Raw genomic sequence first — 11,923 nt, 5'->3', positions numbered from 1 at the left:
GTAGTCTTGAAACTACATTTATATGGTTAAAGTATACGCCAGTTTTTAGTTTGACAGGTAGTTTGTATTTTCTGTAAACCGGTAGAATTCCTTTAGCTAGTAGATGTTTTATTAGTGGGTATTTCCCGCTTTTTTATTAAAGTTAGATAATATAAAAAGGGCTATAGCACATAACTTATGTGTTATAGCCTGTTAAATTACGCTAATGGTGCCATTAGTACTTTACCAGTTCCACGATAAACATTTACAAATCCTTCACCAGAAACAGCTGAACCGACAAGATTCTTAGTAGATTTTTCAACTTTAAATTCAAGATTTCCAGACCATGCAATTGCATAGTTACCATCAATTCTAATTTCATCATCTTGTAATTCAATTTCAATTAATTCTTCACGAGGAACAGGACTTTCTAAAACAGCTAAACCATTGCCTGAAAGCATCAAGTTGAAAAGACCTTCATTTCCCAAAACAGCACTAGATAGGTTAGAACGAGATTTTATTTTTTGATTTACTTGGGATTGACAAGCTAAAAATAATCCATCATCTAAAACTAAGCCACCTTGCCAATTACTTACATCTTCAATAAATAAATATTTAAAAGTTGGCTCAAGCATTAAATATCCAGTTCCTTGATATCGAGGTTTTACTGCAGATTCTTTTGTAACTGCACCTTTAAGAGCTTTTCCAAAAAAATCACCTACCCCTTTTACATCAGCGCTAGCTTTAACATTTCCAGCCATCCATTGCATTGCGCCTTGTGAAATTGTATATGAATCATTATTTAAAGTAATTAAAACTTGGCGTTTATGAACATTCATTTTTGAAGCATAATAAGCATTTATGGCTGTAGCTTCTGTTACACTTAAATCTTTAATATATTCAATAATCATGATTCCTTCTTTTTTATCTACAATACGAATATTGTCATTGTTTGTTAAATTATTAATTTTAATCATACTATCTACTCCTTGTTCTCTTAATATTATATATAATTTATAAACTTCATTTAAATTATATCAAACCAAGGGGGCTTTTCAATGTTTTATACTAGTAAAAACATTGATTTACACGAAGAAACATATTTGTATTTTAAATATAAAGAATGTTTATGCTCTATGAATACAGCGATATTCACTAGGGGTGATACCATATGTTTGTTTAAAGGCTCTCCGCAAATTTTTACTATCAAGATATCCAGATGTTTGTGCAATTTTTTCAATCGTCTCATTAGATGTTGATAACAAATGACATACATTTTTAAGCCTTACTTCAGATAAATATTGATTTACTGGTTTACCTGTTTCTTCTTTAAATACTGTGCGCATGTGGGATATACTAAGACCTAAATATTCTGCCATTTGGTATGATGTTAAATTACTATTTGAATAGTTTTTGCGAATATAGTGAATTAAAATAGATGTATAGTAAGAATAATTTGATAGTTGTTCTGTATCTTGGGTAAGCAGAATGTTTTTTTCAATGAGTAATTTTGAAATGTCTTGAAGGGTTTGTAATTTATTTCTTTCATCATCAGATATAGCAGTATAGAACGTTTTATTTTCTTGCTTAAAAAAATACTCATTTAAATACATGATTATAAGAGATAAACACTGAATATAATTTTTAGCTTCTTTTTTTATTTCCATATGATAAAATTCCTTTTCAAACTTTTTGCTATTATTTGGTTTCATAAAAAGTGAAATGAATTTAAAAGGAAATTGTTCGTTAATGGAATTTTCTTTGTTGCGCGAAATTTCTATTATACCAGGTTTTTCAAAAAAACGTTTTATAAAAAGGGGATATAATTGATGATAGGTATTTAAAATCTCATTTGAATCTATTTTTCCAATCATCCAGCCACGAATTTGTTTTTTTGGTTCTTTTATTATATTTAAAAAATTATTAAAACTTTTTTTAAAATAAAATTCACTTTTTATGTCATTAACAGATATTGGATATAATGCTAGAAATATATTTTCTTCAATGTAAATTAATTGCCATTTTTGAAGAGAATCTTGTACATAAAAGTTTTTATTTTATGATGGGTCTCTTTTTCAAAAAGTAGAAGAATTTCATCAAAAAAAACGATTGCCATATAATATTTTTGAGTTTCAATTAATAATTTTTCTGTTTTCAAAACGCTCACCTCTAATTTTTCTAAAAGAATTATATAATCGTTATTAATGAAAGCGAATACAAATTTCTTTACACTTAGGTATAAATTTATTGAATAATATAGTGAATTTATTAAATTTGTTTCAGGTATGAAACATAAATATATCTTGTTAAGGATGAGACTATGTGATAAGTTAAAGATAATTAGTTAGATATGGCTAACTTAGTGTAAGAGGAGGAAAAAATGAAATTAAATAAATTATCGTTAGTTTTAAGCTTATCTGTGGTAACGTCGTTAGTAAGTTATCCCCTTCAAGCGTTAGAAAAAGACAAGGAAATTAATTGGGTAACTACTTATGGAAGTAGTGGGTCATCAACGATTGCTGGATCGTATGATATTATCAACGATATTGAAAATTTAGTTGATAATAAAATTATTGCAGCTGGGACATTTGATGGAAACAAAGTAAATGAAAGAAAAAGTGATGGAGCATTAATGCTGTATGACAGTAAGGGAAATTTACAATGGGAAAAGCAAATTGGTGGTAGTAAAGCTGATAGTTTTAATGCTGTTACGGCATCTAATCATGGTGGATATGTAACTGTGGGTGTAAGTCAATCCAATGATGGGGAAATGCTCGATTTGAACAAGGGCGGTAAAGATGGTGTTATTGCTAAGTTTGATGATGATGGCAATGTTGAAAAAATCACTACCTTTGGTGGCAGTGATTCGGATGAATTAAAGGATATAGTTAATACTTATGATGGTGGATATGTAGCAGTTGGATATACTCATTCAGTAGATGGTGATTTAGCTGATACAAGTAAAAATGAAATAGATCGTGATGCTGTTATTGTTAAATATGACCAAAATTTAAGTATTCAATGGGTAAAAACAGCTGGTGGAACTGGCGGAAGTGCAGCAGTAAAAAAACAAGATGAATTTTCTAAAGTAATAACATGCAACGATGGTGGTTTTTTAGCTGTAGGTTTTTCTAATGCTGAAGATGGAGATTTAGCTGAAATTAGTTTAGGCGGAAAAGATGCCTTTGTAGTTAAATTTGATGAACATGGAAATAAGTAATGGGTAAAGACTTATGGTGGTAGTAAGGATGATATTGTAAATAGTGTTTATCCAGCTTTAAGTGATAGAGGAAATACAGATCGTGATAATCAAGTTATCAAAAATAATGGTTATGTATTAGTCGGTACAACAAATTCGATAGATGGGACGTTTGGATCAACTAATGGAACTAATAATTCGTATATCTTAAAAATTGATGAAGATGGTAATCCAGAATGGGCAGATACATTAGAAAATAGTGAAGCAGCAACTGGTGAAGATATCATTGCAACTAGTGAAGGATATATGATAACAGGAACACTTAGTAATAATGATTTAGATTTTACTGGAGTAACTAGTTATGGTAAACAGGATGTTTTTGTCGCATATTATTCAAAAGAAGGAAAACGGATGAATATTGCCTCTTTTGGTGGTAATGATAAAGATACTGTTAATTCTATTATTGCAGGAGTCAACGATGATTATTTAGTATGTGGAAATACATCTTCAACTGATAATATTTTTACTGAAAATAGAAGTGGTAAATATGATGGCTATTTATTAAGTATTGCAGGTAGTATGATAGAAAGAGATATTAATGAAAAATATCTAGTTCCGGTAGTTGCTTGGAAAGCAAATGATGATACTCCTTCAATGATGGCAGCAATGCTTTATAAAGATGCTTATGTTGAAAAGGTGAATGACAGTTATCAAATTACCGTTTATTTCATTAATGCTAATATCATGGGCAGTCAAGTTAGTGCTTCAACCTTAGGTGCTGTTTCTTATCAATATCAAAATGAATTTTATCCAGCTATCAACGATCAATATGATAAGATAACGCAAGTAAAAACAACGACAGTAAAAGCGGATAGTTTAGATATACCGATTTTAATTCATATTGAAGATGCAATGGGAGATATTAGACTATCGTTTGATAAAAATAAAATGGAAGTAACTGAAACACCACCATATTTTGCACCAGTAGAAGTTACAGTTCCTGATTTTAATGTAACTTGGAAAACTAATTTAGGTGGAAGTGATGAGGATTTTACAACTGATATGGCAGTCACACCTAGTGGACATTTATTAGTTGTTGGACAGACATATTCTAATGATATTGATTTTAAAAATATGCTTAAGGGAGCATCCAGTGCGTTTATTTATGAATTTGATGCTACAGGTAAAAAGATAGCTGGTCATACCATTGGTGGCAGTGAATGGGATACGATTGCATATGCGTCAAGTATTGATGTACAAAATGATGGGTATGTAGTTACTGGAAGTTATGTTGATGGTGCATATGTAGTACCAAACGGTGATTTTGAACAGTTAAATACAAAAGATTCAATTCATGGACAAACAGATACATTTGTTGCTAAATATGACTATGATCATAATTTGATTTGGATGAAAGGGTTTAGTGGTTCAAACCATGATCAAGCTAAACATATTAAAGCTACAACTGATGGTGGTTGTTTAGTATTAATAGAAACTAATTCCAATGACGGTGATATGCAGGAGCTAAATAAAGGGTTATTTGATTTAGTAGTTGTGAAATATAATAAAGATGGCAATGTTGAATGGCAAAGAACAATAGGCGGTAGAAATATTGAATCTGCTGGCTTTGGTTTAGATGTATTAGCTAATGGTGATATCTTATTAGGGGGAATTACATCATCAGGTAGTGGTGATTTTACTGATGTTGATTACTATGGTGATTTATTTGATCTTTTTGTGGCAAAAATAAGTAGTGATGGCAATTTGATTTGGCTTAAAACTTATGGTGGTGAAAAAAATGAGTATGGAAATAATTTGCTTGCGACAGCCGATGGCGGATTTGTCATGACAGGTAATACTAAATCAACAACAGGAACTTTTGAAAACAAGGGAACAGGATATGATAATGCATTTATTATCAAGTGTAATGATACTGGCGAAGTTGAATGGAAAGATGTTATTAAAAGTACTGAAAACAGTGAAGGAATAAGTGTCACGGAAATAAATCAGCAGTATTATTTATTAGGTGACAGTCGCGGAACAGATTTTGATTTTGAAAATTTAAACAAAGGAAGTAGAGATGCTTTTGTTGCTACATATTCATTAGATGGAAAGCGAACTTCTTTACAAACAATCGGAGGTTCAGAAGCTGAATATGCTCATAAGATCATCGCTCTTAATAATTATCAAGTTTCTATCTTATTAGAGACAAAATCAAATGATGGAGATTACAAAGATATGAATTTAGGTGGTTATGATGGTTCTTTATTAACCTATGATTATCAAGAAAAACCAAATGATTTTAACGATAATAATGTTAATAATGGTATTAAAGAAAATGATGTTATAGATAAGATGGAAAGTGTTGTAACTGGAGATGATTTACCAGTTGTGATATTGGCTATTATGGCATTAGGTGCTTTGACAGTATTTAGTTTTAAAATAAAGAAAAATTAATTGTTAGTGATAATGCTTAATAGCGTTATCACTTTATTTTAGAATAATAAAGATTTTGATTGAAAAAATAGTAAAAAATGTTATGATTGTTAGTTGTAACTAACTTTTTTATAACTTATAGATAAGGGGAAAATATGCAAATATCGAAGGAAAAATTGACATACTTATTATTTTTATATAAACAAAAGGACATGAATTATACTGTAACGAGGATGGCTAAAGAAGTTGGTGTATCTAAATCGACGTTTAGCCGCGTTTTGAATAACTTTTATCAAGAAGGTTTAATCAATGAAAAAGGTAAAGGGGTATTATCGTGTCAGGGATGTAAATTAGCTAGAGGTTATCTTAATGATATTAATAAACTTAGAGATTGGCTTAAAAATACTTCTAGTTTTAATGATGAAGAAGCTTATCAAGAAGCTTTAACTTTAGTCTTAACGTTATCACCAGAATCACGTGCTAAGCTTGTTAGTAATTCAAGTAAAGAGAAATTATTTAAATTGATTGATAAAGTTAAAGAAATTAGTGGTGATATGTTAAGTGCAAATCTTGATGACGGGGAATATCCGTTTGCTTTTACTATTTATAAAGCAGATAAACTTGGAATTTCAATGGCTAATGATGGCTTTGTACATCCTGGCATCTTGGAAATAAAAATGGGACATGGCAATCTTATATTACAACCAAAAGAAGTTGAACATGAATCGTTGATGGGGAAAATGATCTTAAAAGGGAAAGTTGAATCTTTAAAGTATGAAACTGAGCAAAAATATATTGCTTCGCAAGTAATAATGGATAATTTTGTTATTCCAATATCTAAATTATATTTTTATTATTCGAAAGAGGAAAGAATCTTACAAACAAGTGTTAAAATAAAAGTTAAATCGAATGTAGGAATGATTCATATGCCTGAAAGCGTCGCTATTTTAACAATAATTTTAAAATAATATTTCATTATTGAAACATGGCATAAACTATTTGAATTAAAGGTAAAATTAAGAAAATACAGTTACTTTGTTGTGGGGGTAGCAACAAAATAAGTGCTTGTTTAAAATGTGGATATATGTAAAATGATTAATGTAAGTTAGTACCGCCTAACTAGAGGTTTAATTTTTTTTAAAAATATAGTTAGATGGTTCTAACAAAAAAATAAAAGGGAGGAAAACGATGAAAAAAATATTTAAAGCAGTACTTGCATTAATGATGGCATTTGGAATTCAAGTGGCAGCATTAAGCAATGTTAATGCTGCTAAAGTAGATTTATCACAACCAGGTACATATGAAGTACCAGTGAAAAGTTTAGTTAGTAAAGCACCATTACAACCTGTACAAGATGCTTTTGCTAAAGCCTTTGGTGACAGTATCGTTGTTACAGTGGATGATGAAGGAAATCAAGTTGCCACTATCACTTTACAACATATGATCGTAGATATGAGTACTTGGGGAATGTCAAAATTCCATGCAAATATCAAAACAGTTGAAGGAGCAACAGTTATTTCAACTAAGCAAGAATTATCATCTGAACCTGGAAAAGATAATGATGGGTATAATATTACATTAGCTCCTGTTGATACAAATACAGAAGTACCAAATGTTATTAAACTACCTTTAAATTTAGACTCTGAAGCTAAACAAGTCATTACACTTACTGTAGATTTTATGGATTATTTAATGGGTAGTGGTTCTAGCTATCCAACAGAAGTTACATTATCATTAGATGTTGAGAACATTACAGATGTTACTCCAGAACCAGAGCCAGAAGAACCTGAATATACTTTAGCTGATGGTACTTATACTGTTGCTAGTGATGTATTAAAAATTAACAGTGATGAACAATCAATGGCTGCACAAGCTGTTAAAAGTGCTGTTGTGACTTCAAAAAATGGTACTATCTTAGTAACATTACAAATGGGGGCTGTTAGTGTATATGGTCAAACTGCTTACATTGATAAAATGGAAGTTGAACAAGCTGATGGAACTTATAAAGAAGCTGATATTACAGGACATGATAGTGATGGAAATGTTAGTGAGTTACAATTTACATTAGCTAGAAATACAAAATTAACAAACGTAAAATTCTATTATGGTGGAAGTAACCGCGGAGCTGAAGCAAGATTATCTTTAGATTTAGAAAATCCAACATTAGTTAGCCCTGTTGAATCAAGTAAATTTGCTAAAGATGGAACTTACACAGTTGATGTTGCTTTGTGGAATGCAGATAGAGATCAAGCATCAATGGCAGCTAGTGCGTTAGATAAAGAAGCAACAGTAGTTGTAAAAAATGGTGTAGCTACAATGTATATTACAACTAAAGAAATGACTTTAGGTACGATCAAAGCTAGTTTACAGGAATTGTATATTGGGTCTATTAATGGCGATTATAAATCAAATCCTGCTAAAATAGAAGCTAAAGATGCTGCTGGTAATCCGATCTTGTGGTCATTTGAATTACCAAGTGAAGAAGAATATTTTGATGTAGTTGTTAATCCTCATGTTGAAATTATGGGGAATGCTGATATTGCTGCAAGAATGAAAGTTGATTACTCAACATTAAAATATGTTTCTGATCAAATTGATGCCCCAAAAGCACCAGAAACAAATGGATCAACTAGTACAGGTAATAATACAACAACACCAGAAACAAGTGGTAACGATGCAGTAGTAAAGACTGGTGATAATGCAAATGTGGAATTAATTGGAGGATTATTAGTTTCGTCACTTGCCATTGCTGGATATGTAATTAGAAAAAGATTATGCAAATAAAAAAACTAGTTTTGGTATTAGTTACCATTTTTACAATGGTAATTATTCCTCAACCAGCTTTTGCCTTGGACGATGGAGCGTACTTAATTGGACGCTCCACGTCTTATGTTAATCCTCTAACTGGTAAAACCGAAGATGGTGGAACCAATATAGCATTAGGTGATAGCATGGTTTCTAGTATCGTTGAAAGTAATTTGTTATTAGAACAAACAGGTGGAAAATATTATATAACGATTGGTCTTGGATTGGCTTCAAATGTGTCAAATGTAAGATTTAAAATCATGAACAGCAGTGGTACATTTAGTGATGTTGCAGCTACTAAAACAGGGAGCAGTAGTGCTAATGGTGATACGGTCAATCATTATCGGATTCAGATAAGTTCTTTAAATGTATATATAAGTCCTATTATGTATGTTGATCCAATGGGGCGGGATGTCCAATTTTTTATTGAACTTAATCCAGCTTCAGCTACTCCGGGAACTGGTGTGTATACTAGTCAAATGATTCCAGCTAATACAAATACGCAAAATGGCAGTGTAGCTAATACAGATCCTGGTACAAGTTCTAATAAAAATACAGATTCAAATAGCAGTCAAAATAATACTGTTACAGATACACCAGTAGAAGAAATACCAGAAACTGCTCCAGTAACAACAGTAGGAACAGTAACGAAGGAAACTTTATTAGAAAACGTTTCTGGTCTTTCTAATTATATAATTGATGAAAATGGTAAAGTTGATAATAAGAAAGAGCTGACGGTAGAAAATTTAAAGAATGCAAATAGCAGTGAAAGTAATGAATCTAATAGTAGTTTAGCTTTAATTATTGGCGGTATCATCATTGTTTTAATAATTATAGCTGGAGGAGGTTTTTATTATGTTAAAAAAATTAAAAAGTAGTCTTCTGATAGCTATAATTGCAGCTGTGTTGACAGGTTGTGTTGATCAAAGTGGTTCAAGTAGTAAAAGTGAAGAATTAACGATTGCCGCGACATCAGTAGCTGTTACGGAAATTCTTGAAAAATTAGAGGTTCCTGCTAGTCAGGTAGTTGGAATTCCAACTACTGAAGCATATAGTGTACCTGAAAAGTATCAGAATGCAACTGAGTTAGGAACAGCGATGACACCAGATGTTGAGATTTTATCAACATTAAAACCAGACTTGATTTTAAGTCCTAATTCTTTGGAAGGTGATTTAGCAGCTAAATATGAAAAAATTGGTATTAGTTCTTCTTTTTTAAATCTAAAAAACTTATCAGGAATGTTTAAAAGTATTGAAGAATTAGGGAAGCTTTTAGATAAAGAAAAAAATGCTGAAAAAATAGTAAATGAATTTGTTGATTACATGGTTTCATTTAGAGAAAAATATTCAAATAATGTAAGTCCTCGAGTATTGATTTTAATGGGACTTCCAGGAGGAAGTTATGTTGTTGCAACGGAATCTAGTTATGTCGGTGATTTAGTTAGATTAGCCGGAGCTACAAATATTTATGGCGATGGTGATGGACAAGATTTTATTAATGTCAATGCTGAAGATATGCTGCAACAAAACCCAGATATTATTTTAAGAACTAGTCATGCAATGCCTGAGCAGGTGATGGAAAGTTTTAAAAAAGAGTTTCAAGAAAATGATATTTGGAGTAAATTTAGTGCTGTTCAAAATAATAAAGTTTATGATTTAGATAATAATTATTTTGGGATGAGTGCAAATTTTAATTACCAAAAAGGTTTAGAAATGTTAGAAGGAATTTTGTATGGAACTAATTAAAAAACATCCTAAATTATTTATGATTATCTTGATCGTTATTTTGTTTTTATGTTTTTTTGTTGCCATAAATGTTGGCAGTATTCAAGTATCATTTCTAGAATTATTTAAAGGTCTATTTGTTGAATATAATGAAAATGTTGCTAGTATTTATAGCATTCGTTTTCCGCGAATCATTATTGCAATGCTAGTTGGTGGTGCATTAGCTTTATCAGGTTTGTTGTTTCAGGTGGTTTTAAAAAATCCCCTTGCAGATCCTGGGATAATTGGCATTTCTAATGGCGCAAGTTTAGTAAGCATTCTAGCTGGTATATTTTTGCCACAGTTATATGCTGTAATTCCACTATTATCATTCTTTGGGGGACTTATAACATTTGCGATAATATACAGTTTATCATGGAAAGCTGGATTTAAGACAACACGAATTATTTTGATTGGTGTTGCTATCAATTATACAATTAGTGCATTAGTTACTTTAGCACAAAGTTCAACGGCTTCTATAACAAGTGGTGCCATGGGAACTATTTCGCTTTACACATGGAATGATGTTCGCGTATTATTGATATATTTAGTACCGGTAATTGTAATAACTTTATTTATGGCAAAGGCTTGTAATTTGTTAGGTCTCGAAGATAGAACCTTAATGTCATTAGGAATCAATGTTGATCTATATCGTTTTGGATTATCACTAATTGCGGTATTATTATGCAGTATTAGTGTTGCAATAGTTGGGGTAATTGGTTTTATTGGTTTATTAGTTCCTCATATTTCACGTTTATTGGTAGGAAATGAACATAAGCATTTAATTCCTGTTTGTTTATTAATGGGTGCAATTATTTTACTTGTAGCAGATACATTAGGAAGGGTAATTATGGCACCGTATGAAATTTCATCAGCAATAATTATGGCAATAGTTGGGGGACCGTTATTTATTATTTTATTGAAACGGAGTATTGATATTGATGGAAGTTAAAAATATTAAATTTAGTTATCAAAACAATGCGTTTATCGAAGACTTATCGATTAGTTTTCCTAAAAATAAAATCACTTCAATTATTGGTCCTAATGGTAGTGGTAAATCAACGTTATTAATGTTGTTGAGTCGGATTTACAAAGTAAAAAGTGGAACAATATTATTAGATAATAAAAATATATGGGATTATAAAATAAAAGATTTTGCTAAAAAAGTAGCTGTTGTCCATCAAAAGAATCAAATTTATGGAGATTTAGATGTCAAAACAATTGTTGGTTATGGCCGCCTGCCATATCTAAATTATCATCAAAGTTTAAATGAAAAAGATTATCAAATGATAGATTGGGCTTTAGAAACAACAAATCTAAAAAAATACGAAAATCGCCTTCTCGCTAAACTTTCTGGAGGTCAACAGCAGCGCGTTTGGATTGCGATGGCTTTAGCACAAAAAACACCAATATTATTACTAGATGAACCAACTACATATTTAGATGTTAAGTATCAGATTGAAATTCTAAATTTAATAAAAGAAATTAATACTAAATATCAAATGACAATAATTATGGTTCATCATGATATTAATCAAGCCATTAATTATAGCGATGAAATCGTTGCTATGAAAAACGGTAAAATAATATTTCAGGGAGATCCCAATAAGACGATCACATCAGAATCATTAAAATCATTATATGACTATGATTTGACAGTTATTGATCATAACGGACAAAAAATCGTTCTAAATTACCAATAACTACATGATATTTTTATAGGATAGGCGCTATAAATAA

Annotated in this window: 12 protein-coding genes; 8 read left to right on the top strand and 4 right to left on the bottom strand. The window is 30.8% G+C overall.

The window, feature by feature from the left end:
- Window positions 1-197: 197 nt before the first annotated feature.
- The 3 genes from OC535_RS06545 to OC535_RS06535 all read right to left on the bottom strand — a co-directional run bounded on the left by OC535_RS06545 (window position 198) and on the right by OC535_RS06535 (window position 2,137).
- Window positions 198-956, bottom strand: a complete 759-nt coding sequence (locus tag OC535_RS06545) for an AIM24 family protein (RefSeq protein ID WP_024721382.1) — start codon at window positions 954-956, stop codon at window positions 198-200.
- A gap of 150 nt (window positions 957-1,106) precedes the next feature.
- A complete protein-coding gene (locus OC535_RS06540) occupies window positions 1,107-1,853 on the bottom strand; it encodes a helix-turn-helix transcriptional regulator (RefSeq protein ID WP_498823443.1) in 747 nt (248 codons plus the stop codon).
- Between the two features lie 137 nt (window positions 1,854-1,990).
- Window positions 1,991-2,137, bottom strand: coding sequence for a hypothetical protein (locus tag OC535_RS06535; protein ID WP_498823442.1), 147 nt, complete (start codon window positions 2,135-2,137; stop codon window positions 1,991-1,993).
- A gap of 222 nt (window positions 2,138-2,359) precedes the next feature.
- Between OC535_RS06535 and OC535_RS06530 the strand changes: the two genes are divergently transcribed.
- The gene (locus tag OC535_RS06530; protein ID WP_498823441.1) at window positions 2,360-3,199 is read left to right on the top strand and encodes a hypothetical protein; all 840 of its coding nucleotides are present in this window, start codon (window positions 2,360-2,362) and stop codon (window positions 3,197-3,199) included.
- A 110-nt stretch (window positions 3,200-3,309) separates the two neighbouring features.
- Here the strand turns inward: OC535_RS06530 and OC535_RS06525 are convergent, their stop codons facing one another.
- Entirely contained in the window at window positions 3,310-3,465 is a 156-nt protein-coding gene (locus tag OC535_RS06525) for a hypothetical protein (RefSeq protein ID WP_498823440.1), read from the bottom strand.
- 19 nt (window positions 3,466-3,484) lie between these two features.
- On the opposite strand from OC535_RS06525, the gene OC535_RS06520 reads away from it, so the two are divergent.
- The 7 genes from OC535_RS06520 to OC535_RS06490 all read left to right on the top strand — a co-directional run bounded on the left by OC535_RS06520 (window position 3,485) and on the right by OC535_RS06490 (window position 11,886).
- Window positions 3,485-5,635 (top strand): hypothetical protein, encoded by a 2,151-nt coding sequence (locus OC535_RS06520; RefSeq protein WP_498823439.1) that lies wholly within the window; start codon window positions 3,485-3,487, stop codon window positions 5,633-5,635.
- A gap of 134 nt (window positions 5,636-5,769) precedes the next feature.
- Window positions 5,770-6,582, top strand: coding sequence for a hypothetical protein (locus tag OC535_RS06515; protein WP_498823438.1), 813 nt, complete (start codon window positions 5,770-5,772; stop codon window positions 6,580-6,582).
- 220 nt (window positions 6,583-6,802) lie between these two features.
- On the top strand, window positions 6,803-8,398 hold the full coding sequence (locus OC535_RS06510; RefSeq protein WP_024721378.1) for an NEAT domain-containing protein: 1,596 nt from the start codon (window positions 6,803-6,805) through the stop codon (window positions 8,396-8,398).
- Complete coding sequence (locus tag OC535_RS06505) at window positions 8,389-9,297, top strand: heme-binding Shp domain-containing protein (protein ID WP_227052033.1); 909 nt, start codon at window positions 8,389-8,391, stop codon at window positions 9,295-9,297. The genes OC535_RS06510 and OC535_RS06505 overlap by 10 nt, the downstream gene beginning before the upstream one ends.
- Window positions 9,275-10,165, top strand: coding sequence for a heme ABC transporter substrate-binding protein IsdE (gene isdE, locus OC535_RS06500; protein ID WP_027088558.1), 891 nt, complete (start codon window positions 9,275-9,277; stop codon window positions 10,163-10,165). Before OC535_RS06505 ends, isdE begins: the two co-directional genes overlap by 23 nt.
- Window positions 10,152-11,135: a FecCD family ABC transporter permease gene (locus OC535_RS06495; protein WP_024721375.1), complete on the top strand. Its 984-nt coding sequence runs from the start codon at window positions 10,152-10,154 to the stop codon at window positions 11,133-11,135. Before isdE ends, OC535_RS06495 begins: the two co-directional genes overlap by 14 nt.
- A complete protein-coding gene (locus OC535_RS06490; RefSeq protein WP_498823437.1) occupies window positions 11,125-11,886 on the top strand; it encodes an ABC transporter ATP-binding protein in 762 nt (253 codons plus the stop codon). The genes OC535_RS06495 and OC535_RS06490 overlap by 11 nt, the downstream gene beginning before the upstream one ends.
- The last annotated feature ends 37 nt before the right edge of the window (window positions 11,887-11,923 follow it).

Origin of the sequence: Clostridium sp. Marseille-Q5894 (assembly GCF_946902305.1) — a bacterium.
Lineage (GTDB): Bacteria > Bacillota_I > Bacilli_A > Erysipelotrichales > Coprobacillaceae > Thomasclavelia.
Note: the sequence above shows the minus strand (reverse complement) of the source record. Positions and strands in the feature narration are given on the sequence as shown.

Excerpts from the sequence above, each read along its gene's own strand:
- OC535_RS06545 (WP_024721382.1), bottom strand. The coding sequence starts at position 956 with ATGATTAAAATTAATAATTTAACAAACAATGACAATATTCGTATTGTA.
- OC535_RS06540 (WP_498823443.1), bottom strand. The coding sequence starts at position 1,853 with ATGATTGGAAAAATAGATTCAAATGAGATTTTAAATACCTATCATCAA.
- OC535_RS06530 (WP_498823441.1), top strand. The coding sequence starts at position 2,360 with ATGAAATTAAATAAATTATCGTTAGTTTTAAGCTTATCTGTGGTAACG.
- OC535_RS06525 (WP_498823440.1), bottom strand. The coding sequence starts at position 3,465 with ATGATATCTTCACCAGTTGCTGCTTCACTATTTTCTAATGTATCTGCC.
- OC535_RS06520 (WP_498823439.1), top strand. The coding sequence starts at position 3,485 with ATGATAACAGGAACACTTAGTAATAATGATTTAGATTTTACTGGAGTA.
- OC535_RS06515 (WP_498823438.1), top strand. The coding sequence starts at position 5,770 with ATGCAAATATCGAAGGAAAAATTGACATACTTATTATTTTTATATAAA.
- OC535_RS06510 (WP_024721378.1), top strand. The coding sequence starts at position 6,803 with ATGAAAAAAATATTTAAAGCAGTACTTGCATTAATGATGGCATTTGGA.
- OC535_RS06505 (WP_227052033.1), top strand. The coding sequence starts at position 8,389 with ATGCAAATAAAAAAACTAGTTTTGGTATTAGTTACCATTTTTACAATG.
- isdE (WP_027088558.1), top strand. The coding sequence starts at position 9,275 with ATGTTAAAAAAATTAAAAAGTAGTCTTCTGATAGCTATAATTGCAGCT.
- OC535_RS06495 (WP_024721375.1), top strand. The coding sequence starts at position 10,152 with ATGGAACTAATTAAAAAACATCCTAAATTATTTATGATTATCTTGATC.
- OC535_RS06490 (WP_498823437.1), top strand. The coding sequence starts at position 11,125 with ATGGAAGTTAAAAATATTAAATTTAGTTATCAAAACAATGCGTTTATC.